Source organism: Pseudomonas sp. BF-B-30 (genome assembly GCF_019956305.1).
Lineage (GTDB): Bacteria > Pseudomonadota > Gammaproteobacteria > Pseudomonadales > Pseudomonadaceae > Aquipseudomonas > Aquipseudomonas jessenii.
The window spans coordinates 393,874-416,642 of sequence record NZ_JAHBDG010000011.1 but is presented as its reverse complement, the minus strand read 5'-3'; the positions used below and the strand labels follow the sequence as shown (position 1 = coordinate 416,642).

The 22,769-nt window shown below is 61.8% G+C and carries 22 protein-coding genes; 9 read left to right on the top strand and 13 right to left on the bottom strand.

What is annotated here, in order from left to right:
• Positions 1-34: 34 nt before the first annotated feature.
• From KGB29_RS08295 to KGB29_RS08285, 3 genes are all read right to left on the bottom strand, one after another.
• Complete coding sequence (locus KGB29_RS08295; protein ID WP_150814641.1) at positions 35-1,117, bottom strand: bifunctional transcriptional activator/DNA repair enzyme AdaA; 1,083 nt, start codon at positions 1,115-1,117, stop codon at positions 35-37.
• Between the two features lie 186 nt (positions 1,118-1,303).
• The gene (locus KGB29_RS08290) at positions 1,304-1,924 is read right to left on the bottom strand and encodes a LysE family translocator (RefSeq protein ID WP_150814640.1); all 621 of its coding nucleotides are present in this window, start codon (positions 1,922-1,924) and stop codon (positions 1,304-1,306) included.
• A gap of 91 nt (positions 1,925-2,015) precedes the next feature.
• A complete protein-coding gene (locus tag KGB29_RS08285) occupies positions 2,016-2,912 on the bottom strand; it encodes a DMT family transporter (RefSeq protein WP_150814639.1) in 897 nt (298 codons plus the stop codon).
• Positions 2,913-3,001: 89 nt separating this feature from the next.
• On the opposite strand from KGB29_RS08285, the gene KGB29_RS08280 reads away from it, so the two are divergent.
• On the top strand, positions 3,002-4,333 hold the full coding sequence (locus tag KGB29_RS08280; protein ID WP_150814638.1) for a PLP-dependent aminotransferase family protein: 1,332 nt from the start codon (positions 3,002-3,004) through the stop codon (positions 4,331-4,333).
• Positions 4,334-4,424: 91 nt separating this feature from the next.
• A complete protein-coding gene (locus KGB29_RS08275) occupies positions 4,425-5,012 on the top strand; it encodes a LysE family translocator (RefSeq protein WP_150814637.1) in 588 nt (195 codons plus the stop codon).
• A gap of 177 nt (positions 5,013-5,189) precedes the next feature.
• On the opposite strand, the gene KGB29_RS08270 is transcribed toward KGB29_RS08275, so the two are convergent.
• From KGB29_RS08270 to KGB29_RS08250, 5 genes are all read right to left on the bottom strand, one after another.
• Positions 5,190-6,023 carry an AraC family transcriptional regulator gene (locus tag KGB29_RS08270; protein WP_150814636.1) on the bottom strand — a complete coding sequence of 278 codons (834 nt, stop codon included), beginning with the start codon at positions 6,021-6,023 and terminating at the stop codon, positions 5,190-5,192.
• 33 nt (positions 6,024-6,056) lie between these two features.
• Entirely contained in the window at positions 6,057-6,560 is a 504-nt protein-coding gene (locus KGB29_RS08265; protein WP_150814635.1) for a VOC family protein, read from the bottom strand.
• Between the two features lie 103 nt (positions 6,561-6,663).
• Positions 6,664-9,153 (bottom strand): TonB-dependent siderophore receptor, encoded by a 2,490-nt coding sequence (locus KGB29_RS08260; RefSeq protein WP_150814634.1) that lies wholly within the window; start codon positions 9,151-9,153, stop codon positions 6,664-6,666.
• Positions 9,154-9,252: 99 nt separating this feature from the next.
• Positions 9,253-10,236: a FecR domain-containing protein gene (locus KGB29_RS08255; RefSeq protein ID WP_150814633.1), complete on the bottom strand. Its 984-nt coding sequence runs from the start codon at positions 10,234-10,236 to the stop codon at positions 9,253-9,255.
• The gene (locus tag KGB29_RS08250; RefSeq protein WP_150814632.1) at positions 10,233-10,757 is read right to left on the bottom strand and encodes a sigma-70 family RNA polymerase sigma factor; all 525 of its coding nucleotides are present in this window, start codon (positions 10,755-10,757) and stop codon (positions 10,233-10,235) included. The genes KGB29_RS08255 and KGB29_RS08250 overlap by 4 nt, the downstream gene beginning before the upstream one ends.
• A gap of 291 nt (positions 10,758-11,048) precedes the next feature.
• Here KGB29_RS08250 and KGB29_RS08245 point away from each other — a divergent pair, with 291 nt between their 5' ends.
• From KGB29_RS08245 to KGB29_RS08220, 6 genes are all read left to right on the top strand, one after another.
• Positions 11,049-11,297: a transmembrane sensor/regulator PpyR gene (locus tag KGB29_RS08245; RefSeq protein ID WP_150814631.1), complete on the top strand. Its 249-nt coding sequence runs from the start codon at positions 11,049-11,051 to the stop codon at positions 11,295-11,297.
• Positions 11,297-12,451: an NnrS family protein gene (locus tag KGB29_RS08240; RefSeq protein WP_223616381.1), complete on the top strand. Its 1,155-nt coding sequence runs from the start codon at positions 11,297-11,299 to the stop codon at positions 12,449-12,451. Before KGB29_RS08245 ends, KGB29_RS08240 begins: the two co-directional genes overlap by 1 nt.
• Before the next feature lie 230 nt (positions 12,452-12,681).
• The gene (locus KGB29_RS08235; protein ID WP_057715045.1) at positions 12,682-13,137 is read left to right on the top strand and encodes a (2Fe-2S)-binding protein; all 456 of its coding nucleotides are present in this window, start codon (positions 12,682-12,684) and stop codon (positions 13,135-13,137) included.
• A gap of 25 nt (positions 13,138-13,162) precedes the next feature.
• Complete coding sequence (locus tag KGB29_RS08230; RefSeq protein ID WP_150814629.1) at positions 13,163-15,331, top strand: xanthine dehydrogenase family protein molybdopterin-binding subunit; 2,169 nt, start codon at positions 13,163-13,165, stop codon at positions 15,329-15,331.
• A 1-nt stretch (position 15,332) separates the two neighbouring features.
• A complete protein-coding gene (locus KGB29_RS08225) occupies positions 15,333-15,914 on the top strand; it encodes a hypothetical protein (RefSeq protein ID WP_150814628.1) in 582 nt (193 codons plus the stop codon).
• A 74-nt stretch (positions 15,915-15,988) separates the two neighbouring features.
• On the top strand, positions 15,989-16,570 hold the full coding sequence (locus KGB29_RS08220; protein ID WP_150814627.1) for a GGDEF domain-containing protein: 582 nt from the start codon (positions 15,989-15,991) through the stop codon (positions 16,568-16,570).
• A 103-nt stretch (positions 16,571-16,673) separates the two neighbouring features.
• On the opposite strand, the gene KGB29_RS08215 is transcribed toward KGB29_RS08220, so the two are convergent.
• Positions 16,674-17,099 carry a VOC family protein gene (locus tag KGB29_RS08215; protein WP_150813870.1) on the bottom strand — a complete coding sequence of 142 codons (426 nt, stop codon included), beginning with the start codon at positions 17,097-17,099 and terminating at the stop codon, positions 16,674-16,676.
• A gap of 112 nt (positions 17,100-17,211) precedes the next feature.
• Here KGB29_RS08215 and KGB29_RS08210 point away from each other — a divergent pair, with 112 nt between their 5' ends.
• Complete coding sequence (locus tag KGB29_RS08210; RefSeq protein WP_150813869.1) at positions 17,212-18,066, top strand: LysR family transcriptional regulator; 855 nt, start codon at positions 17,212-17,214, stop codon at positions 18,064-18,066.
• A 178-nt stretch (positions 18,067-18,244) separates the two neighbouring features.
• Here the strand turns inward: KGB29_RS08210 and fabI are convergent, their stop codons facing one another.
• The 4 genes from fabI to KGB29_RS08190 are packed head-to-tail and all read right to left on the bottom strand — an operon-like array spanning position 18,245 to position 22,765.
• The gene (gene fabI / locus KGB29_RS08205) at positions 18,245-19,039 is read right to left on the bottom strand and encodes an enoyl-ACP reductase FabI (protein ID WP_057715039.1); all 795 of its coding nucleotides are present in this window, start codon (positions 19,037-19,039) and stop codon (positions 18,245-18,247) included.
• Between the two features lie 19 nt (positions 19,040-19,058).
• Positions 19,059-20,669, bottom strand: a complete 1,611-nt coding sequence (locus tag KGB29_RS08200; protein ID WP_150813867.1) for an ABC transporter ATP-binding protein — start codon at positions 20,667-20,669, stop codon at positions 19,059-19,061.
• A 1-nt stretch (position 20,670) separates the two neighbouring features.
• The gene (locus KGB29_RS08195) at positions 20,671-21,690 is read right to left on the bottom strand and encodes an ABC transporter permease (RefSeq protein WP_007999322.1); all 1,020 of its coding nucleotides are present in this window, start codon (positions 21,688-21,690) and stop codon (positions 20,671-20,673) included.
• 1 nt (position 21,691) lies between these two features.
• Positions 21,692-22,765: a microcin C ABC transporter permease YejB gene (locus KGB29_RS08190; protein WP_007979116.1), complete on the bottom strand. Its 1,074-nt coding sequence runs from the start codon at positions 22,763-22,765 to the stop codon at positions 21,692-21,694.
• Positions 22,766-22,769 lie beyond the last annotated feature (4 nt).

Genomic DNA, 22,769 nt, shown 5'->3' with positions numbered 1-22,769 from the left:
CGAGTTTCCTTCCTTATGAAAAAACTGTGGGGGATCAGAACGCCAGCTGCTCCGTGAGCTGCACCGCTGCGTTTTCCAGCCTGAGCAGAAACGCCTTGCGCGGCTGGCCTCCAGCGTAGCCGGTCAACGAGCCGTCGGCGCCGATCACCCGGTGGCAGGGCACGACAATCGATAAGCGGTTATGCCCGTTGGCCAGGCCCACCGCCCGACTGGCACCGGGCTTGCCCAGAATCGCCGCAATGGCGCCGTAGGTGGTGGTCCGGCCGTAAGGGATCTTCGCCAGTTCAGCCCAGACCTGGCGGGAGAACTCGCTACCGGGCATGTGCAAGGCCACGCTGAACTCAGTGAGCGTACCGGCGAAATACGCGGACAACTGCTCTTCGATCTGCTGCAAATGCGCGTTGTGCCCCGGTGCCACGGCATAACCGAAACGGTTTTGCAGCGCCTGGACCGAAGGGTTCAGCGAGGCCTGATCGAGAAACTCCAGCAGCACCAGCCCACGCCGTTCGGCCATGGCGATCATCGGCCCCAGGGGGGTGGTCAGGCGCGTGAACAGCAGCGGCTCGCTGTTGGCCGCCCGGCCCGGGGTGATGTGAAAGGATTTTTGAAAGGCATCGCGAAAACCGCTCAGGGACTCGTAGCCGGAATCGAAGGCGACGTCATCGATGGAGTCGCCCTGTTTGATCCCGCCCAGCGCCATGCCCAGGCGCCGGGTGCGCAGCCAGGCGTGGAAGGTCATGCCGAAGTGCTGCTTGAACCAGCGACGCAGTTTCAGTGGTTCGATGCCTTCAGCCAGTAGCCGGGCGTCGGTCCAGCGCTGTTCCGGGTCGGCGTCTACCGACTTGAACAGTTTCTGCACCCAGTCCGGCGCGCTGGCGGCGGTGTCCAGCGGTTTGCAGCGCTTGCAGGCGCGATAGCCCGCCGCCAGGCATTGTTCGGCGCTGGCAAAGAACTCGACGTTCGCAGGCTTCGGGCTGCGGGCGGTGCAACCGGGACGGCAGAAGATGCCTGTGGTCTTGACCGCCGTGAAAAACACCCCCTCGTAGGAGGTGTCTCGTTCGAGCATGGCGCGAACCATCTCGGCACGGGGCGGTAGAAGCGTTTTTTGTAGGTTCATGAGCGCAGCATAGATCGCGTCATGGGCGACCTCCACCGGAAAATCGACAGCGAATTTCCAGTCGAAAGGTGATTCCAACCTGTGGGAGCGGGCTTGCTCGCGAATACATAGTGTCAGTCGAAATTGAGGTGACTGACACTACGCCTTCGCGAGCAAGCCCGCTCCCACATGGGAAAAACATCTACTTCAGGTGCGTCTGGCCATCAGAAGTACCGAAGCCGCCGCCGACAACAACCCGGCGCAGCAGCGGTTGAACATCCGCTTGCCCGACGGCCTGGCGAACCAGCGGCGCATGTGCAGGCCCATGTAGGCATAGGCGCCGATGGCGACCCATTCCAGCACCAGAAACAGCGCGCCCAGCACCACGAACTGCGGCGCAATGGCGTGGGTCGAGTCGACGAATTGCGGCAGGAACGCGGTGAAAATCAGGATGGCCTTGGGGTTGCCGGCCGCGACCAGGAATTCCTGCCGGGCCAGCGCCAGCGTGCCCACGGGCGCTGAGGTGACCACGTTTTCCACACCCGGATCTGCGCGCCACAATTGCCAGGCGAGGTAGAACAGGTATGCCGCGCCAAGGATCTTGATGGCGTAGAACAGCAGCTCAGAGGTTTGCAACACCACCGCCAGCCCCGCCGAGGCCAGGGCAATCATCCCGGCGAACGCCAGCAACCGGCCGATGCCGGCCACGCACGCGGTACGGTAGCCATAGCGGGTCGAATTGCTGACCGACAACAGGTTGTTGGGGCCTGGCGCCATGTTGAGGGCAAAACAGGCCGGCAGAAACAGGGTGAGGGTGGCGAGGTCCATGGTGGGCTCCTGTAGCAAGAGCGCTATTTTTATCACGGCTCACCCTTGGCCAGACCCATACAGTCGTGGGCGCAAACCACCGTACACGGGGTTATCTGGCGAACTTTTTCGCCCCGGCGACGCAGAGGATCACGGCGACGGTGACACCCAGCATGCCGAGGCTGACATGCTCATGCAGCAGGGTGGCGGCCAGGGTCAGCCCGAAAAACGGCTGAAGCAGCTGCAATTGCCCGACGGCGGCGATGCCCCCTTGGGCCAGGCCGCGATACCAGAACACGAAACCGATCAGCATGCTGAACAGCGAGACGTAAGCCAGGCTGAACCAGGCCGGCGTGCTGATGCCGGTGAACGAAGCCGGCATGCGCATCCAGCTGAGCACGGCCACGACCGGCAGCGACAGCACCAGCGCCCAGCTAATCACCTGCCAGCCACCGAGGGTGCGCGACAGTTTCGCGCCTTCGGCATAACCCAGGCCGCAGGCGAGGATGGCCAGCAGCATCAGGATGTCGCCTTGAGGGGAGGCGGTCAGCCCTTGGGACAGGGCAAACCCGACCACCAGCAGGCTGCCCAGCACCGAGAAAATCCAGAACGCCGCCCTTGGCCGCTCGCCGCCGCGCAGAACGCCAAACACCGCTGTTGCCAGGGGCAGCAGGCCGACAAAGACAATGGAGTGCGCGGAAGTCACGTATTGCAGCGCCAGCGCGGTCAACAGGGGAAAGCCGATGACCACGCCCAGGGCGACGATCATCAATGGAATCAGTTGTTGGCGCGCCGGGCGTTTTTCCTTGAATAACCACAGCAGGCACAGCGCCAGGACCGCCGCGATGGTCGCGCGCGCAACCGTCAGGAACACGGGGTCAAACTCCAGCACCGCCACCCGTGTCGCCGGCAGCGAGCCGCTGAAGATCACCACGCCGATCAGGCCGTTGACCCAGCCGCTGGTGCTGTTTTCCAGCGTCCGGGGTTGCAGGTTCGAAGTCCGTTCCATTTGGCTCACGCTCATTGTCCGATTGCACGAAACTCATCCTATGAGCGACTATCGATACAATCAAAAAATTGTCATGGATACATCTCGACATGCCTCGATCCCGCTACAAGACTCTGGTAGATGCCTTTGCCGCCGACATCCGCTCCGGGCATCTGCCGCCCGGTACGCGCCTGCCGACTCACCGGCAACTGGCAACCGAGCACGGTCTGGCGCTGGTCACCGCCAGCCGGGTGTATGCCGAGCTGGAGGGTATGGGCCTGGTCAGCGGCGAAACCGGACGCGGGACCTTTGTCAGGGAGACCTCGCTGCCGCCGGGGCAGGGCATCTCGCAGCACGTGGTGGCGGCGGGGATGATCGACCTGAATTTCAACTACCCGTCATTGCCCGGTCAGGCCGACCTGTTGCGCACTGCCTTGCGTCAACTGGCGTTGTCCGGGGACCTTGAATCCCTCCTGCGCTATCAGCCTCACGCGGGACGCCTGCACGAACGGGCCTCCGTCGCGCGCCATCTGCTTGATCGGGGGCTGAGCGTGCCGGCTGAACAGGTGTTGATCGTCAGCGGCGCCCAGCATGGCCTGGCGGTGGCGATGATGTCGTTGCTCAAGCCTGGTGATGTGATCGCCGCCGATGCGCTGACCTATCCCGGTTTCAAGACGCTGGCCGAAACCCTGCATCTGGAAGTCTTGCCCATTCCGGTCACGGATACCGGGCCTGATCTGCCCGCCCTGGAAAAACTCTGCCGCAGCCGGTCGGTACGGGCCGTGTACTCGATGCCGACCTTGCATAACCCTTTGGGCTGGGTGATGGACCTGGATCTGCGCGAGCAGTTGGTGGCGATTGCGCGCCGGCATGACCTGACGATCATCGAGGACGCCGCCTACGCGTTCCTGGCTGAAAACGTACCGCCACCGTTGGCCGAGCTGGCGCCGGAGAGGACGGTGTATGTGTCCGGTCTGTCGAAGAATGTCGCCACCGGGCTGCGCGTCGGTTTCATCGCCGCACCGGCGCAGTGGGTCGCAGCGTTCGAGCGCACGATCATGGCGACCACCTGGAACACTCCCGGCGTTGTGACCGCCATCGCCACGGCCTGGCTCGACGATGGCACCGTCAGCCAACTGGAATCGCAAAAGCGTGCAGACGCCCGGGCCCGGCAAGCCCTGGCCCGCGAGATGCTGGCGGGGCTCAGGACCATCAGTCACCCCAATTCCTACTTCATCTGGCTGCCGTTGGCGGAGGACGCCCGGGCCGACCAGATCGCCATGGCACTGATGCGCGAGCAGGTGTCGGTGTCGCCGGCCGAGCCTTTTGCGATTTCGGCCCACGTGCCGCACGCGATACGTCTGGCGTTGGGTTCGGTGGACATGGACTCGTTGCGCACTGCCTTGAGCAAAGTGAAAAACATCGTCAGCTATTACTCGTAGCGAGGCCGGGCAGGGCAGTTTTCTTCAATACGCGAGCCGGTGGGGTCTTTACCTTGAGGGCCTTGTTCAACTCGATGGAAGAAGGTGTGCAATGAGTCTGATGATGTCCATGGCAGCGTTTGCGCTGGTCGCGTCCATCACGCCGGGGCCGGTCAACATTGTGGCGTTGAGTTCCGGCGCGCGGTTTGGCTTCCGGGCCAGCCAGCGTCACGTGGCCGGGGCCACCCTGGGGTTTGTTTTGCTGTTGGTGTTGATGGGGTTGGGCCTGCATGAGTTGTTGCAACGATGGCCGGCACTGACGCAGGGGGTGCAATGGGCAGGCGTGGCGTTTCTGTTGTACATGGCCTTCAAGCTGGCGGCCGACAATGGGCAGGTGCAAGCCGGCGAATCGGCGCAGGCGCCGTCGATGCTGTATGGCGCCATCATGCAATGGCTCAACCCGAAAGCCTGGCTGGCCTGCGTGGCCGGCATGGGCGCGTTTGTCGCCGATGGCGAGGCACGCCTGGTTTGGCAATTCGCCGCGATTTACCTGGTGATCTGCTATGCGTCGGTCGGCTGCTGGGCGTATGCCGGGACATTTCTGCGCGGCTTTTTGCACAACCCGGCCGGCATGCGCCTGTTCAATCGCACCATGGCGTTGTTGCTGGTGGTGAGCGCGGTGTACCTGTTGCTGCCGTAACGGCAGTCACTGCAGGTTTTGTGGCGAGGGGGCTTGCCCCCGTTCGGCGGCGCAGCCGTCGTAAATCCTGCATGCAATGTATGTCTGAAAGAACGTCGGGGGCCGCTTCGCAGCCCAACGGGGGCAAGCCCCCTCGCCACAGGGGAGAGTCAGGCTCAATAGCATCTTTGTGTTGCCTCAGCCCCGATACTGCCCCGGTGTCGCCGCCAGGTGTTGTTTGAATGCCCGTTGAAAATGCGCCTGATCGGCGAACCCCGCTTCCAGTGCCACGTCCGCAATCAGTTTGCCGCTGCGCAATTGATCCTGGGCGAACTGGATGCGCCGGTTCACCAGGAACGCGTGGGGCGTCATGCCGTAATGCTGTTTGAAGGCGCGGATCAGGTAGGACGGTGACAGTTGCGCCGCCTCGCATATGTCTTCGAGCCTGAGGGTTTGCGTGCAGTGGTCGCGGATGTAATCGGCAGCACGCTCCAGCTTGAAATTGGGTTCGCGCAGCGGCTGATCGACCGGGTTGAACCGGAGCTGAACCTCGGTAAAGAACTCCACGGCCACGCTGTGTTTGCGCAGCACGTCTTGCTGTGGATCGACCAGTACCTCATACAAGCCCGCGAGGCCGGCAAACAGGTTGGCGTCCCGGGTATGGGTCACTGAAAAGCGGCGAAACGCCGCGTCATCGCTGAACCCGAGCTGATGCTGCAAATCGGTCAGCCACGGCGTATCGACGTACAGCATCAGGTACGACCAGGGTTGGTCTTCGATCGGGTTGCAGGCGTGGACGTCACCGGGGTTCATCAGCACGACAGTGCCGACGCTGACCTCGAACGCCGACTGCTCATGGAGATAGGTGCTGCGCCCGGCGGTGATCGCTCCGATGGAAAAGTGCTCGTGGGCATGCCGTGTGTAGCAGACTTCGCGCCCGTCGGCGATGGCGCGGGCTTCGATGAAAGGCAGGGCATCATCGCGCCAGAAGCGCGGGGCCTTGTCGGCGTTCTTGGCAACGGCGTGCTTCATGCTCGCTCCTCGGCAGGTCAGTGCCCGAGTGTATTAGCTCTCGCCGTCAAAGGCTCGTTGCAGTTCGGCGAGATCGAGTTTTTTCATCTGCATCATCGCCTGCATGGCTCGTTGGGATTTTTTCGTGTCCGGGTCTTTGATCATGTCCATCATCGCAACGGGGACGATCTGCCATGACAGCCCGAACTTGTCCTTGAGCCAGCCGCATTGCTGGGCCTCGGGCGCGCCGCCGGCCGACAGGCGGCCCCAGAAATGGTCGACTTCTTCCTGGGTCTGGCAATTGACCTGAAACGAAACCGCTTCACTGAACGTGAACATCGGCCCGCCGTTGAGACCGGTGAAACTCTGCCCGTCGAGCTCGAAGCTGACGGTCATGACCGAACCTTCGGGCCGGCCGTGGAATTCGAATCCGGCGTGGCCGTAATGGGTGATGGCGGTGATTTTCGAATGGTCGAAGATCAAGCAATAGAAATTCGCCGCTTCTTCGGCCTGATCGTCGAACCACAGGCAGGGCGTGAGTTTTTGTACACGTTGCATGGCGGGCACTCCTCGGCAGGTTATGCATGCTGGATTACAGCGTAGCCAGCCTGAGTTCGTTCGGCAGTACCGTAGATCGCCAAACACCCGTTTCAGGCCACGATCAGAACGCCCATCGGGTGGTCAGTTGTACGGCGCGCGGTTCGCCATAAAACCCGGTGCCAAAGTTGCCAAGCCCGGTGTAGTAGGTTTTATCGAACAGGTTCTTCACGTTCAGTGTGGTGCTCAGGTGCTCGTTGAAGCGATAGCGCGCCATCGCGTCCACCAGGGCGTAACCGGGCTGGGTGATCGTCGTGTACTGACCGAAGTTCACCGTATCGGCGGGGTCGGGACGGAACACATTGCCAAAGAATTCGCTTTGCCAGTTCACGCCTGCACCGACGGTGAGCCTGTCCCAGGGGCCAGGCAGGCGGTAGGTGCTGAATACTCGCACCACCTGTTCCGGTGCAGTGGTTTGCAGCACCGAACCGTAGACGTAATCACCCTTGGCATCGCGGGTGTGGTTATAGGTGTAGCCGGCCGACAGGTTCCAGCCGTCCCGCAACTCGCCGGCCAGTTCGATCTCGAAGCCTTTGGTGGTGGCGCCCTGGACGGCGCGGTACACCGACTCGGTATCAACGCCGCTGACATACTCGGCGATGTTGTCCTGTTCGATGCGGTACAGGGCGAACCTGGTGTTCAGGCGTCCATCGAAGTATTCAGCCTTGATGCCCGCTTCAAGACTTTTGCCTTGTACCGGATCGAGCAGTCGCCGGTTGGCGTCCTTGCTCATTTGCGGCTGATAGATGCTGGTGTAGCTGGTGTACACCGACCAGGTGTCGTCGAAATCATAGACAAGCCCGGCATAAGGCGTGACGACACCGCTCTGGCGATAGCTGTCGCGCAGGTCGGCGGTGTGCGGGTCGCTGTAATCCAGGTCGTCGTGCCCCGAGAAGTCGCTGACACGCGTGCCGAGGATCAGCGCCAGGTCATCGACGGGCTTGAGCCGGGTGGCCAGGTAGGCACCGGTCTGGCGCTGGACAATGTCGTTGGTGCCCACCCGTGGGATCCCGGGTTTCGCAAACTCGCCGCGCCAGTCGAAGATGCTGCCGTCCACTGGCGGGTACACCGAACCGTACACCGGGATGTCCTGGCGCGTGTTCATTGACATGAAACCGACGATCAGTTCGTGATCGCCACCCCATAGGGTGAATGGACCGGTCAGGTTGACGTCGATGTTGTCCTGAACCTGATCGCCCTCGAACTTGCCCATATACATGAACATGCCGTTACCGCTGACCGGGTCCGGGTTGCCGCCACTGGCGGAGGCGAGGAAGGTATCGTGCTGGCGGTGTTTACGGTCGTAACTGACCTTGAGTGCCCAATCGTTGGCCAGTTGCTGCTGCACGGAGGCGAACACCGTCTGGTTGGTGAAGTCGCGACGGCTCCAGTCGGTGGCCGGGTTGAAGGACCGGGAGAAGTCGGTGCGCGAGCCGTCGCTATAGTACATCGGAAAACCGGTCCAGCTGGCGCCCCGGGAACGGGTGTCTTGCTGGTCGATACCGACGGTGACAAGGGTGTCCGGGGTCAAGTCGGCTTCGACAATGCCGTAGGCGATGTCCTTGGTGTTGCGGTAGTGATCGGTGTAGGCGCTGCGATCCTGGTGGACACCGACCAGACGCCCGCGGACATTTGCGCTGGCGCTCAGCGGGCCGGAAATATCGCCTTCGCTGCGATAGTTGTCCCATGAGCCGACGGTGCCGGTGACTGAGGCTTTGAATGCCGGGGTCGGGCGCTTGCGAATCAGATTGACGGTTGCCGAGGGATCACCCGCCCCGGTCATCAGGCCGGTCGCGCCTTTGATGATCTCAACGCGGTCGTAGGGTGCCATGTCGGTGCTCGAGGTGCCGTAGTCGTAGACACCGTCGTAGTCGGTATTGACGCCGTCGTACTGGAAATTGGTGATCGGCAAGCCACGACTGGAAAACTCCCAGCGTTCGCTGTCGTAGTTTTGCACGCTGATGCCAGGAGTGCGGCGCAGGACATCGACAATGCTGGTGGCCCCCTGATCGTCCATGAGTTGGCGGGTGATGACCGTGACCGATTGCGGCGTTTCGCGCAGGGACAGCGCCAAGCCAGTGGCTGAAGACGTCGAGCCGACGGTGTAGGCGCGGGAGTCTTCGCTGATCGTACCGGGTGCCTGCCCGGAAATGTTCGTCGCCCCCAGTTCCAGTGCATCTTGTGTCACGGCTGTGGCCAGCAGCACGTAGCTGCCGGTGCTCTGGCGTTGCGCTTGCAGGCCACTGCCTTGCAGCAGTCGTTGCAACGCTTGCTGCTGGCTGTAGACACCGTCAAGACCAGGGCTGCGTTTGCCGGCCGCGAGGTCATTGTGTCCGGCGAGAAAAATCCCGGCCTGTTCGGCAAAGCGGTTGAGGACGCTCACCAGCGATCCGGCAGCGATGGCGTAATGGCGTGCCTGGCTGCCGGGTTGTTCGCTGTTGACGAGGGGGGCGGCTTGAGTCCGCGACACGTCCAGGCCCGGCAAGACAACCGCCAGAGCCAGCATCAGCGGATGCAAGGCGAAGCGGTTGCGGGTAACGGTGGCGCGCGACATGGGGTTCCCGGGAGTCGGATCAATCGGCAATCGAGGTGCTTGAAGGGTTAACCGGACGAAAAAGGCAAAAGGGAACCGGCGCGACAGAAAAAACCTTCATCAGGCTTTTGGGCCGACGTTGACCCACCAGTCCAGCGGCTTCTGCACCCGTACCGGCAATGCCGCTTCCAGCAGGCGCAAGGCCTGATCGGTGTCCTTGAGCGGGAACGAACCCATGACCGGCAGCCCGGCCACCGCCGGGTCGCAGCCCAGATGCCCGTGACGGTATTGGCTCAGCTCCTGGAGCAATTGGCCCAACGGCAGGTTGTCTGCCAGCAACAGGCCACGGCGCCAGGCTTCACGAGTCGCCGTGGCGGCGGTCGGTATCGGAATGTGGTTTTCGCCGAATGCCACTTGGCGTCCCGCTTCCACCACCTGAACCTGGCCTTGGGCAGTCCGGACTTCAACGGCGCCTTCGTAGACGTTGAGCACTGTCTGCCGATCCTCCTGGCGCACACTGAAGTGCGTGCCCAGCGCGCGCATCCGGCCCTGGGCGGTGTGCACCAGCAGCGGGCGGTGGCTGTCTTTGGCGGTGTCGATCAACACCTCCCCAAGCCGCAACAGCAGCAGTCGTTGTGTGCTGTCGAACCGAACATTCAGCGCGCTCAACGCATTGAGCCAGATCTGGCTGCCATCGCTGAGCCGGGTTTCGCGGGTTTCGCCGGTGCCGGTGGAGAGGTCGGCGCGCCAGCGAACCAGGGTGGGCGCCAGGGCGGTTTCCTCCCAGGCACTCCACCCCAGCAAACCTCCCGACACCAGAACCAGCAGACCCTTCACGGTGTGGCGGCGACTGATGGCGGCACGTTCGGTGTTGCGCAGTACATGGCTGACCGCTTGCGGATGATCGTTCTGCAAGGCGGCAAAGCGCTGGCCAACCCGCTCGACATAATGCCAGGCAGCCTGATGCTCGCTACTTTGCGTCAGCCAGGCTTGCCAGTGCTGGCGGTCTTGTTCCCCGGCCTGTTGGTCGTTGAGTTGGACATACCATTGCGCAGCTTGTTCGAGACTGGCATGGCTGATGGCGTTCGATGCGGTCTGTGTCATTGAATCAGCAGGCCATCGAGTTCTGCTTCGAGCATGGCGCAATGCATCAATGCCTGGGCCAGATACTTCTTCACCATGCGCTCACACACGCCAATTTCTTCGGCGATGGCGCGGTAGGGCAACCCCTGCAACTGAGCCAACACGAACGCATCACGTACCCGTTGGGGCAAGCGTTGCAACATGGCGTCCACTTCATACAGGGTTTCGACGATGATCGCCCGCTGCTCTGGCGAAGGGTGAACGGCTTGGGGCTGCGCCGCGAGGGTGTCCAGCCAGGCCTGTTCAAGTTGCCGACGACGCCAGTGATCGATACACAAGCCTCGGGCGATGGTCGCCAGATACGAACGTTCGTGGGTTTCGCCGTCGAACACCTGAGGGCGCTTGAGCACACGGATGAAGGTGTCATGGGCCAGGTCGGCAGCATCAAACGCGTTGTTCAGACGCCGGCGCAGCAACGCGTGCAACCAGCGGTGATGCGTGGCATAGAGGGTCTGGACGCAGGAGGAATCGGCAACCGTCATCGTGAGCGCATGTCCATGGGCGGTTCGCGTCCTTGTGTAAATAAGAATTGATCGCGATTAAAGCAAATGGTCCACGCCTGTGCAAATGATATTGGTTTGCTTTTAGGTTGATTGAATCGTGTCTGGAGGACGTTGTTGTCGTAATGACTCTTTGTGTTGTCATAAGGACAATATTTGGGTTGAGTCAAATTGACTGCGTTGATCTGGAGGTGCCGGTTTGCAAGGGCTCATGAGCTGGCACGGAACATGAAACATCAAACGTACAACTGAGCGGCTACAGGCGTACGGAAAATGTCCCATTTCTTCAGCAACCCTCAAAACGTTCTGCATCTCTCCAATCGCGTACTCGGCGTTGGCCTGGTCATGTTGCTCGCCGGAGTCTACGGCGCCTATCTCTATGCAGGGCACCTGTCGATTGTCGCCCTGGTGTCGATGCACGCCATGACCATCCTCGGCCCGACCCTGCTGAAAATCGGCTATGTCATGCGGCTGCTGTCGCAGTACGGGCTGAGCCAAACTCCGGCCAGAGTGGTGGCGTGATGCGTGGAATCGCTGCTGCACCTGTTTTCTCCCTCGGCTTTCGCCCGTTTTTTCTGGCGGGTGCCGGGTTCGCGGCCATCGCGGTGGCGGTCTGGGCGTTGTGGTTGTACGGTCGACTCCCCGGCGCACAACCGATGGGTGGCATGCTCGCCTGGCATCGCCATGAAATGCCGTTCGGTTTTACCGCGGCCATCATTGCCGGGTTTCTGTTGACGGCGGTACCTAACTGGACCGGCCGGCCAGGGCTCAATGGGTGGCCGCTGATCGGGCTGGTGCTGGTATGGCTGATCGCTCGGCTGGCCTGGTTGATGCCGATGCCCGCCATCCTGTTGCTGGCCTTGCAAGTGCCCTTTCTGCCGCTGCTGGCGTGTGTGCTGGGACGGGATTTGATCACCGCCGGCAAGCGGGAAAATTATCCGGTTTTACTGATGGTCACGTTGTTGGCAGGCTGTCAGGCGCTGACGTTGCTGGGGATTTTCAATGAAGACGTGAATCTGCAGCGGCATGGCGTGCTGGCCGCTTTGTGGCTGGTGGGCGCGCTGATGAGCGTGATCGGCGGGCGGGTGATTCCGTTCTTCATCCAGCGCGGTTTGAACCGTCCCGCAACGCCTGCGGCTCATCCGTTGCCGGGCAAGGTGTTGCTGATCAGCGCAATGCTGGCGGCGGTGTCTTTTGCCGTCGGTTTGAATGACGCCCCACGTGTGTGGCTGGCGCTGTTGTTTGCGTTGATCAGCGGTTTGCATCTGCTGCGATTGTGGCGCTGGCATGATCGCGGTCTGTGGCGCGTGCCGCTGCTGTGGTCGCTGTACCTGGCTTACACCTGGCTCGCGGTGGCGACGCTGGCCATGGCGCTGTGGCACCTGGGCTGGATGCCGCAGCAAAGCCTGGCCACTCATTCGCTGGCCGTCGGCGGCATCGGCGGGGTGGTTCTGGCGATGATCGCGCGGGTCAGCCTGGGGCACACCGGGCGGCCGTTGCTGCCCTCGAAAATAATCGTTGTGGGATTTGCCCTGGTGCTGGTGGCGGGTGTGTCACGGGTGTTGCTGGTGCCGTTTTCCGGGTGGGGATTGGGAATGTCGGCGCTGCTTTGGTGTATGGCATTCGGGCTGTTTCTGTCGCGTTACACCGGTATTTTGTTCAAGCCGAGGGTGTAGGAGCGAAGCTTGCTCGCGACGGACGTCAACGATAACGCGCCCTGTCTGAATGACCGCGTTGTACTGACGTTTTTCGCGAGCAAGCTCGCTCCTACAGGTGACCGGTGGTCGATGCGCCTCGGCCTGCCGGCAAAATTGCGCTTAGCTGAAGGGTAACCCGAGGCGCGCGCAGGTTTTACAAGGCCGCAGCGACGCCCCTTCAGATCACCCTGAGTCTGAGGAACCGCGCCATGCTGACCCTGAACATCAATGGCCAGGATCAGGAGCTGGATGTCCCCGCCGACATGCCGCTGCTCTGGGTCTTGCGCGATGTCGCGCACCTCACCGGCACCAAATTCGGCTGCGGCATAGCCCAATGCGGGGCCTGCACCGTGCACGTCGATGGCGCACCGCTGCGCTCGTGCATCACACCGGCCACGGCCGTGGCCCATGGGCAAAAGATTCTCACCATCGAAGGCCTTTCCGCGGATGGTTCGCACCCGGTCCAACAGGCCTGGGCGGAACTTGACGTGGTCCAGTGTGGCTACTGTCAGTCCGGGCAGATCATGTCGGCGGCCGCATTGCTGGCGAAAATTCCGAAACCGACCGACAGCGACATCGATCAGGCGCTGTCCGGGAACATCTGCCGTTGCGGCACTTACCCGAGGATCCGCGCGGCGGTCAAACGCGCCGCCGAGCTGGGTTGAGGCCGGGTTGAAGGGAGCTTGCGCCATGAACAGCATCAACGCGTTATCGCGCCGTGGTTTTCTCAAGGGCAGTGCCATGCTGGGCGGCGGGCTGGTGGTCGCGTTTGCCATGCCCGGTGCCCACCGTTTCGCCATGGGCGCGGAAAACCAGGGCAACGTGTTTGCGCCCAATGCCTTCCTGCGTATTGGCAACGACAACAGTGTCACCGTATTGCTGGGTCACTCGGAAATGGGCCAGGGCATCTGGACCGGCCTGACCATGCTGATCGCCGAAGAACTGGACGCCGACTGGACGAAAATCCGCGTCGAGCATGCACCGGCTTCGGCCGCCGATTACGGCCTGCCTGGTTTTGGCGGGATGCAAATCACCGGCGGCTCGACCTCGACCTGGATGGAGTTCGACCGCTATCGCCAGGCCGGCGCGGCGGCGCGTTTGATGTTGATCGACGCAGCGGCCAAGCGTTTCAACGTCGCGCCGTCCGAGATTCATACCGAATCGGGGGTGGTCATGGCCGGTGAGCACCGTGCCACCTACGGCGAACTGGCCGATGACGCCGGGCAATTGCCACGGCCAGACCCGGTCTCGATCAAACTCAAGGACGCAAAGGACTGGAAGCTGATCGGCAAACCCACCCAACGTCTGGACACTCCGGAAAAAATCACCGGCCGGGCGAAGTTCGGCATGGACGTGCAGTTTGACGGGCTGATGACTGCGATGGTTGCCCGTTCGCCCACCTTCGGCGGCAGCGTCAAATCCTTTGAAGGCGCCGAAGCGCTGGCGATTCCGGGTGTGCACAAAGTGGTGCAAGTGCCGACCGGAATCGCGGTGATTGCCGATCATTTTTGGGCGGCGAAGCTGGGGCGCGATGCGCTGAAAATCGAGTGGAATCCGGGGCCGAACGCCGGGCTCGACAGCCAGGCGTTACTGGAAAACTTCCGCAAACTCGCCACCACCCCCGGCCTGAACGCAGGCCAGGCGGGGGATGCCCAGGCTGCGCTGGCGAAAGCGGTCAAGAAGATCGACGTTGAATACAGTGTGCCTTATCTGGCCCACGCGCCGATGGAGCCACTGAACTGCACGGTGAGCATCACCAAGGACAAATGCGAAATCTGGACCGGCACCCAGTTCCAGACCCTGGACCAAATGGTCGCCGGGAAAATCACCGGGCTCAAACCCGAACAGGTGGTGATCCATACCGAGTTTCTCGGTGGCGGCTTCGGGCGCCGGGCCAATCCGACGTCGGATTTCGTCAGCGAAGCGGTGTATGTCGCCAAGGCTGCCGGTGCACCAGTGAAAACCGTGTGGGCGCGGGAGGACGACATCCGCGGCGGCTATTACCGCTCGGCGTTCCTGCACCATGCGCGTATCGGGCTGGGCGCTGACGGCATGCCGCTGGCCTGGAAACATGTGATGGTCGGGCAGTCGATCATGGCCGGGACCTCACTTGAAGCGAGCATGGTCAAGGACGGGATCGACAAGACCTCCGTCGAAGGCGTGGTCGATAGCCCTTACATCGAAGGACTGGCCAACCACCAGATAGAACTGCACTCACCGACAACCGGCATCAGCGTGTTGTGGCTGCGTTCGGTGGGTCACACCCACACCGCGTTTGTCATGGAGTCGCTGATCGATGAACTGGCCACGGCGGCCGGCAAGGATCCGGTGGAGTATCGGCGCACCTTGCTCAAGGACCATCCGCGCCATCTCGGTGTGCTGAACCTCGCGGTGGAGAAGGCCAACTGGAAGGCGCCACTGCCGGACGGCCATGCCTTGGGTGTGGCGGTGCATGAGTCGTTCGGCAGCTACGTGGCCCAGGTGGCCGAGGTGTCCCAGGACAACCTCGCCATCCGCGTGCACCGGGTGGTGTGCGCGGTGGATTGCGGCATTGCGGTAAACCCCCAGAGCATCGCCGCGCAGATGGAGTCGTGCATTACCTTTGGCCTCAGCTTCGCCTTGCACAGCAAGCTGACACTCAAGGACGGGCAGGTGGTGCAGTCCAACTATCACGACTATCGGGTGCTGCGGCTCAACGAAATGCCGGTGGTCGAAGTGCATATCGTGCCCAGCAGCGACAAACCCGGTGGTATCGGCGAAGCCGGTGTGCCACCCATGGCGCCAGCGGTGGCCAACGCGGTGTTTGCCCTGACCGGGCAGCGCCTGCGGGAGCTGCCCTTGCAGCTGGCGGGGGTGTGAGATGAAACGACATCACTGGTTGCTTGGGGCGGTGATCCTGGTCTGTCTCATCGCCTACGCATCGCACGTGTTCGCCGATGACCGTGAGGCCTTGCAGGCGTTCGACACCGTGCAGAAGGTCTTCCAGAGCCCCCGTTGCCAGAACTGCCATATTCCTGGGGATTCGCCGCTGCAATTCGATGCCGGCGTGCCCCACGCCATGAATGTCGTGCGTGGCATGGACGGCAAGGGTTCGGCCGGGTTGCCCTGTGCAACCTGCCATGCGCAAAGCAATCCGCCGGCCAGTTACGGCCCCCACGCACCACCGGGTGCGCCGCACTGGAGTTTGCCACCGGCCGCGCACCGCATGGCCTGGATCGGCCTGCCAGCCGACCGGCTGTGCGCGATGATCAAGGATCGTTCCAGCAACGGCGATCGGGATTTTGCCGCGCTGATCAAGCACGTCAGCGACGACAAGCTGGTGCTGTGGGGCTGGAACCCCGGCGGCAATCGCGCGCCGGTACCGGTGCCCCACGATATTTTCGTCGCCCGGTTCAAGCGCTGGGCCGATGCGGGAGGACCGTGCCCGGTGGCAGGTAGCTGACCAGCGGCACGCTTACAGGGAGTCAATGTGGGTACGGGCGACTCTAACGTACATACCCGCCAAGGGAGTGAACGATGTTGATCTCAGGCAAAACAGGCAAATCGGGTCGATCAGCCAACCCGTTGCGCACGCCACAGCAAGAACGTGAACGGTTGCGCGAACTGGCTCGCCAGGCCGAACAAGAACTGGCAGGGGTGCAGATGGCGAGCATGGACGAGCTGACGCTGCTGTCCAATCGCCATGGTTTCACTGCATTGGCCCAACTCGGGCTGGTTGCCTGCCAACAACTGGAGACGCCAGCGACACTGCTGTACTTCAGCCTCGATGAATTCAAGCTCATCTGCTATCTGTATGGCCGAGCCAAAGGTGACGATGCGCTCAAGACGTTCGCCGATGTCCTGCGGATCGGCTTTCGTGAAAACGATGTGGTCGGCCGACTCGACGGCGACCGGTTCGTGGCGCTGCTGACCGGGTCCAGTGCCGTTGAGATTGAGGCGATCAAGGTGCGACTCAATGAGATACTCGATGAGCGCAACGCCACGGCGCGTCGCAGTTATCACATTCGGTTCAGCGTGACCCAGGTCGAATACAACCCCACTGTTCATGACTCAATCGAGGAACTGCTGGAGGAGGCCGAGCGTGTGATGAGCCGTTAGGGCGGTGTTGCATTAGCGGGCCTCTTCGCGAGCAGGATTTATGAACGCCACAAATCCACTGTGGGAGCGAGCTTGCTCGCGATGGCGTCCCGACAGGCAACGCCTACTTGGCAAACAACTGTCCAATATCCTTGAACGCCTTGAACTCCAGCGCATTCCCGCAAGGATCAAGCAGAAACATCGTCGCCTGTTCACCCACCAGCCCCTGAAAACGAATCCCCGGTTCGATCACGAAGCGTGTCTCCAGCGACTTCAGCCGCTCGGCCAGCGCCTCCCACTCGGCCATCCCGAGCACCACGCCAAAATGCGGCACCGGCACATCGTGACCGTCCACGGCATTGGTGTGCGCGGCTTCTTGCGTAGGGTTTTTCGGCGCCAGGTGAATCACCAGTTGATGGCCGAAAAAATTGAAATCCACCCAATGCTCGCTTGAGCGGCCTTCCTCCAGGCCAAACACTGAACCATAGAAATGTCGGGCGGCCGGCAAGTCGTAGACCGGAATGGCCAGGTGAAAAGGGGACAGTTGCATCAGGCGAACCTCGGTGTGGGTGGGAATGTGTCGAGTTTAGCCCTGTGCTTTTTGATTGAAAGACGATAATTTTTGCGTCGAGCTCAAATTATTTCGATCAATCGAGGCCTCCATGCTGCGCGAACTGAAAACCTTTATCGCGGTGGCGCGTTACGGCACGTTCGCGGCAGCGGGCATGCACATCGGCCTGACGCAATCGGCGGTCAGCGCGCAGATTCGCAACCTGGAACAAGCCCTTGGCATCCGTCTGTTCGACCGCACCGGCCGCCAGGCGCTGCTCAACGCGGCGGGGCAGCGTGCGTTGCCGATGGCCAGGGAAATGCTCGAAACCTTCAGCCGCATGGCCGTCAGCGACGATGTCAGTGAGTATCGTGGCGAACTGAGAATCGGCGCGGTGGCGACTGCTCAGACCGGGCTGCTGCCCCAGGCGCTGGTGCGCTTGCGCCAACAGGCGCCCTTGCTGGAGCCCAAGCTGGTGCCCGGTGTGTCACTGAACCTGCTGAGCCAGGTCGACACGGGAGAAGTGGACCTGGCGATCCTGATCAAGCCGCCGTTTGAGTTGCCCAAGGAATTGTCTGCGCAGGTCATTCGCCGGGAACCGTTCGTGCTGATCGTACCGGCGGACCTGGACGGCGATGATCCGCTGCAACTGCTCACCGAGCACCCTCATGTACGCTACGACCGCAATTCGTTTGGCGGGCGGCTGGTGACGCGGTTTCTGCGCGAACGGCAGATCGAGGTGCACGTGGCGCTGGAGCTGGATGAACTGGAGGCCATTGTCAAAATGGTCGAGTGTGGGTTGGGGGTTTCGTTGTTGCCGGAGGCCGGGTTATGGCTTGAGCATGGGGCCGGGGTGCGGATCGTTCCGCTGGGCGAACTGACTTTCTATCGGGAGATCGTGCTGTTACAGCGCTATAGCCAGCGGATGCAGCCGATTCAGCAGTTGTTTGCGCAATGCCTGACATAACACTAACCCTGTGGGAGCGGGCTTGCTCGCGAAGACGGCTTCAGATTCAGCATTGATGTTGACTGGCACACCGCTTTCGCGAGCAAGCCCGCTCCCACAGAGGGGCTGTGTTTGTCCGGGAAATCGCAGGCATAAAAAACCCGCCAAAAGCGGCGGGTTTTTTTTGGCTGACCGAAGATTACTCTTCGATGCTGCCCATGGCCGTGGTGTTGAAGCCACCGTCCACGTACATGATTTCACCGCTGATGCCGGACGCCAGGTCCGAGCACAGGAAGGCGCCGGCGTTGCCGACTTCTTCGATGGTGACGTTGCGGCGCAGCGGGGTTTGCGCTTCGTTGGCGGCCAGCATCTTGCGGAAGTTCTTGATGCCGGAAGCGGCGAGGGTGCGGATGGGACCTGCCGATACGCAGTTGACGCGAGTACCGTCCGGGCCCAGGGAGCCGGCCAGGTAACGTACGCCAGCTTCCAGGGAAGCCTTGGCCATGCCCATGACGTTGTAGTTCGGCATGGTGCGCTCGGCGCCCAGGTACGACAGGGTCAGCAGGCTGCCGTTGCGGCCTTTCATCATTTCGCGGCCAGCCTTGGCCAGGGCCACGAAGCTGTAGGCGCTGATGTCGTGGGAGATGCGGAAACCTTCGCGGGTGGTGGCTTCGGTGAAGTCGCCGTCCAGTTGGTCGCCCGGGGCGAAGCCGACGGAGTGCACGATGCAGTCCAGGCCGTCCCACTTCTTGCTCAGCTCTTCGAAGACCTTGGCGATTTCTTCATCGCTGGCCACATCGCACGGGAAGCACAGCTCAGGGCTCGAACCCCAGCCTTGTGCGAACTCTTCGACACGACCCTTGAGTTTGTCGTTCTGATAAGTGAAGGCAAGCTCAGCGCCCTCGCGATGCATGGCGGCAGCGATGCCGGATGCGATGGACAGCTTGCTGGCGACACCGACGATCAGTACGCGCTTACCGGCGAGAAAACCCATGTGTTGCTCCTCTTTCAGGTTATTGCGCAGTGGCCGGAGCCAAAAAAGCGGCTTCCAGCAACTGCTGTGTATACGGATGTTGGGGGGCGGCAAAAATGCTTTGCGCGTCTCCCTGTTCGACCACTTGGCCATGCTTGACCACCATCAACTGGTGGCTCAGCGCTTTCACCACAGCCAGGTCATGGCTGATAAACAGATACGTCAGGTTGTACTTGGTTTGCAGTGAACGCAAAAGCTCCACTACCTGGCGTTGTACCGTGCGGTCGAGGGCCGAAGTCGGCTCGTCCAGCAAAATCAACGCCGGTTTTAACACCAATGCCCGGGCAATGGCGATTCTCTGCCGTTGCCCGCCGGAAAATTCGTGGGGGTAGCGGTGCCGGGTTTCCGGATCCAGACCTACCTCCTTGAGTGCTGCAATGATCGCTTGTTCCTGTTCCGCCTCGGTGCCCATCTTGTGGATCCGCAGGCCCTCGCCAACGATCTGGCTCACGCACATCCGCGGGCTCAGGCTGCCGAACGGGTCCTGAAACACCACTTGCATCTCCCGTCGCAGCGGCCTGACCTGTTGCTGCGTCAGGCAGTCTAGCTGCTGGCCTTCAAAGCGGATGGCGCCCTTGCTGGCGATCAACCGCAAAATCGCCAGGCCCAGGGTCGATTTGCCGGAACCGCTTTCTCCCACTATCCCCAGGGTCTGGCCCTGGGGCAGACTGAAATTGATGCCGTCGACCGCCTTGACGTAATCCACCGTGCGCTTGAGCAGGCCTTTCTTGATCGGAAACCAGACTTTGAGGTCCTCGACCGCCAGCAAGGGCGGGCCGATCACGTTGCTTGCAGGCTTGCCGCCGGGCTCCGCTGCCAGCAGTTCCCGAGTGTACGGATGCTGCGGCGCGCGGAACAGTTCTTCGCACGATGCCTGTTCGACGATGCAACCTTGCTGCATGACACATACGCGGTGCGCAATTCTTCGCACAAGGTTCAAATCATGGCTGATCAGCAGCAAGGCCATGCCCAATCGGGCCTGCAATTCCTTGAGCAATTCGAGGATTTTCAGCTGAACGGTCACGTCCAGCGCGGTGGTCGGCTCGTCGGCGATCAGCAGTTCCGGCTCGTTGGCCAGGGCCATGGCGATCATCACCCGCTGACGCTGGCCGCCGGACAATTCGTGGGGCAGGGCCTTGAGTCGCTTGTGCGGCTCGGGGATGCCGACCATCTCCAGCAGCTCCAGGGTGCGTTTGGTCGCGACCTTTCCGGTCAGGCCCTTGTGGATGCCCAGCACTTCGTTGATCTGTTTCTCGATCGAGTGCAGGGGATTGAGCGAGGTCATCGGCTCCTGGAAGATCATCGCAATCCGGTTGCCGCGAATGTGGCGGATGGTTTTTTCTTTCAGGTCCAGCAGGTTCTGCCCGGAATACAAGATGGTGCCGGACGGATGCCGGGCGAGCGGGTAGGGCAGCAGGCGCAGGATCGAGTGTGCGGTGACCGATTTGCCGGAACCGCTCTCGCCGACCAACGCCAGGGTTTCACCGCGCTTGATGTCGAAGCTGACGCCTTCGATCGCTCGCTGGCAGCGATTGCCGACGACAAAATTGACGGACAGGTCGCGCACTTCGATCAGATTGTGTTGATTCATTTCACTTCCTCGGGTCGAAGGCATCGCGAGCGGACTCGCCGATGAACACCAGCAGACTCAACATCAAGGCCAGCACGGCGAAGGCGCTGATGCCCAGCCACGGCGCCTGCAGGTTGGATTTGCCCTGGGCCACCAGTTCACCCAGGGACGGGCTGCCCGCCGGCAAGCCGAAGCCGAGGAAGTCCAGGGCGGTCAGCGTACCGATGGCGCCGGTGAGGATGAACGGCATGAAGGTCATGGTCGAGACCATCGCGTTGGGCAGGATGTGACGGAACATGATCGCGCCGTTTTGCATGCCCAGGGCGCGCGCGGCGCGCACGTATTCCAGGTTGCGCCCACGCAGGAATTCGGCGCGCACTACGTCCACCAGGCTCATCCACGAGAACAGCAGCATGATCCCCAGCAACCACCAGAAGTTGGGCTGCACGAAACTGGCGAGGATGATCAGCAGGTACAGCACCGGCAATCCGGACCAGATTTCCAGGAACCGCTGCCCGGCCAGATCCACCCAGCCGCCGTAGAAACCCTGCAAGGCTCCGGCGATCACGCCGATGATCGAGCTGAGCACGGTCAGGGTCAGGGCGAACAGCACCGAAATGCGGAAACCGTAGATCACCCGGGCCAGCACGTCGCGGCCCTGATCGTCGGTGCCCAGCAGGTTGTCCGTCGAGGGCGGGGCCGGGGCCGGGACTTTCAGGTCGTAGTTGATGCTCTGGTAGCTGTAGGGAATCGGCGCCCACAGCACCCAGGCGTCCTTGGCCTTGAGCAGTTCGCGGATGTACGGGCTCTTGTAGTTGGCTTCCAGCGGAAATTCGCCGCCGAAGGTAGTTTCCGGGTAGCGTTTGAGCGCCGGGAAGTACCAGTTGTTGTCGTAGTGCACCACCAGCGGCTTGTCGTTGGCGATCAACTCGGCACCCAGGCTTGCGCCGAACAGGATCAGGAACAGCCACAGCGACCACCAGCCACGCTTGTTGGCCTTGAACAGTTCGAAGCGGCGGCGATTGAGAGGGGACAGGTTCATCTCAATGCTCCCGGCTTTCGAAGTCGATGCGCGGATCGACAAAGGTGTAGGTGAGGTCGCCGATCAGTTTCACCACCAGCCCGAGCAGGGTGAAGATGAACAGCGTGCCGAACACCACCGGGTAATCGCGGTTGATCGCCGCCTCGAAACTCATCAGGCCGAGGCCGTCGAGGGAGAAGATCACCTCCACCAGCAACGAGCCGGTGAAGAAGATGCCGATGAAGGCCGAAGGAAACCCGGCGATCACCAGTAGCATGGCGTTGCGGAACACGTGGCCGTACAGCACGCGGTGGTTGGTCAGGCCCTTGGCCCTGGCGGTGATCACGTATTGCTTGTTGATCTCGTCGAGGAAGCTGTTTTTGGTCAGCAGGGTCATGGTTGCGAAGTTGCCGATGACCAGCGCGGTCACCGGCAGCGCCAGGTGCCAGAAGTAGTCGAGGATCTTGCCGCCCATGCTCAGTTCATCGAAGTTGTTCGAAGTCAGCCCGCGCAAGGGGAACCAGTCCAGGTAACTGCCGCCGGCGAACACCACGATCAACAGGATGGCGAACAGGAACGCCGGGATCGCGTAGCCGACGATGATCGCCGAGCTGGTCCAGACGTCGAAGTGGCTGCCGTGCCGCGTGGCCTTGGCGATCCCCAGCGGGATCGACACCAGGTACATGATCAGCGTGCTCCACAGCCCGAGGGAGATCGACACCGGCATCTTTTCCTTGATCAGGTCGATGACCTTGGCGTCGCGGAAGAAGCTGTCGCCGAAATCCAGGGATGCATAGTTCTTGACCATGATCCACAAGCGTTCCGGCGCCGATTTGTCGAAGCCGTACATGTGCTCGATTTCCTTGATCAGCGCCGGGTCCAGGCCCTGGGCGCCGCGATAGGCCGAGCCTGCCACCGAGACTTCGGCACCACCGCCGGCGATGCGGCTAGTGGCGCCCTCGAAGCCTTCGAGCTTGGCGATCATCTGCTCCACCGGCCCACCGGGGGCCGCCTGGATGATCACGAAGTTGATCAGCAGAATGCCGAACAGAGTCGGAATGATGAGCAACAGTCGCCGAAAAATGTACGCCAGCATCTGA

What these genes read in the sequence shown, in the direction of transcription:
- KGB29_RS08255 (WP_150814633.1), bottom strand. Translation starts at nt 10,236, where the DNA reads ATGACACAGACCGCATCGAACGCCATCAGCCATGCCAGTCTCGAACAA.
- KGB29_RS08280 (WP_150814638.1), top strand. Translation starts at nt 3,002, where the DNA reads ATGCCTCGATCCCGCTACAAGACTCTGGTAGATGCCTTTGCCGCCGAC.
- KGB29_RS08190 (WP_007979116.1), bottom strand. Translation starts at nt 22,765, where the DNA reads ATGCTGGCGTACATTTTTCGGCGACTGTTGCTCATCATTCCGACTCTG.
- KGB29_RS08240 (WP_223616381.1), top strand. Translation starts at nt 11,297, where the DNA reads ATGCGTGGAATCGCTGCTGCACCTGTTTTCTCCCTCGGCTTTCGCCCG.
- KGB29_RS08295 (WP_150814641.1), bottom strand. Translation starts at nt 1,117, where the DNA reads ATGAACCTACAAAAAACGCTTCTACCGCCCCGTGCCGAGATGGTTCGC.
- fabI (WP_057715039.1), bottom strand. Translation starts at nt 19,039, where the DNA reads ATGGGTTTTCTCGCCGGTAAGCGCGTACTGATCGTCGGTGTCGCCAGC.
- KGB29_RS08290 (WP_150814640.1), bottom strand. Translation starts at nt 1,924, where the DNA reads ATGGACCTCGCCACCCTCACCCTGTTTCTGCCGGCCTGTTTTGCCCTC.
- KGB29_RS08195 (WP_007999322.1), bottom strand. Translation starts at nt 21,690, where the DNA reads ATGAACCTGTCCCCTCTCAATCGCCGCCGCTTCGAACTGTTCAAGGCC.
- KGB29_RS08200 (WP_150813867.1), bottom strand. Translation starts at nt 20,669, where the DNA reads ATGAATCAACACAATCTGATCGAAGTGCGCGACCTGTCCGTCAATTTT.
- KGB29_RS08285 (WP_150814639.1), bottom strand. Translation starts at nt 2,912, where the DNA reads ATGGAACGGACTTCGAACCTGCAACCCCGGACGCTGGAAAACAGCACC.
- KGB29_RS08245 (WP_150814631.1), top strand. Translation starts at nt 11,049, where the DNA reads ATGTCCCATTTCTTCAGCAACCCTCAAAACGTTCTGCATCTCTCCAAT.
- KGB29_RS08270 (WP_150814636.1), bottom strand. Translation starts at nt 6,023, where the DNA reads ATGAAGCACGCCGTTGCCAAGAACGCCGACAAGGCCCCGCGCTTCTGG.
- KGB29_RS08230 (WP_150814629.1), top strand. Translation starts at nt 13,163, where the DNA reads ATGAACAGCATCAACGCGTTATCGCGCCGTGGTTTTCTCAAGGGCAGT.
- KGB29_RS08225 (WP_150814628.1), top strand. Translation starts at nt 15,333, where the DNA reads ATGAAACGACATCACTGGTTGCTTGGGGCGGTGATCCTGGTCTGTCTC.
- KGB29_RS08250 (WP_150814632.1), bottom strand. Translation starts at nt 10,757, where the DNA reads ATGACGGTTGCCGATTCCTCCTGCGTCCAGACCCTCTATGCCACGCAT.
- KGB29_RS08210 (WP_150813869.1), top strand. Translation starts at nt 17,212, where the DNA reads ATGCTGCGCGAACTGAAAACCTTTATCGCGGTGGCGCGTTACGGCACG.
- KGB29_RS08275 (WP_150814637.1), top strand. Translation starts at nt 4,425, where the DNA reads ATGAGTCTGATGATGTCCATGGCAGCGTTTGCGCTGGTCGCGTCCATC.
- KGB29_RS08265 (WP_150814635.1), bottom strand. Translation starts at nt 6,560, where the DNA reads ATGCAACGTGTACAAAAACTCACGCCCTGCCTGTGGTTCGACGATCAG.
- KGB29_RS08260 (WP_150814634.1), bottom strand. Translation starts at nt 9,153, where the DNA reads ATGTCGCGCGCCACCGTTACCCGCAACCGCTTCGCCTTGCATCCGCTG.
- KGB29_RS08220 (WP_150814627.1), top strand. Translation starts at nt 15,989, where the DNA reads ATGTTGATCTCAGGCAAAACAGGCAAATCGGGTCGATCAGCCAACCCG.
- KGB29_RS08235 (WP_057715045.1), top strand. Translation starts at nt 12,682, where the DNA reads ATGCTGACCCTGAACATCAATGGCCAGGATCAGGAGCTGGATGTCCCC.
- KGB29_RS08215 (WP_150813870.1), bottom strand. Translation starts at nt 17,099, where the DNA reads ATGCAACTGTCCCCTTTTCACCTGGCCATTCCGGTCTACGACTTGCCG.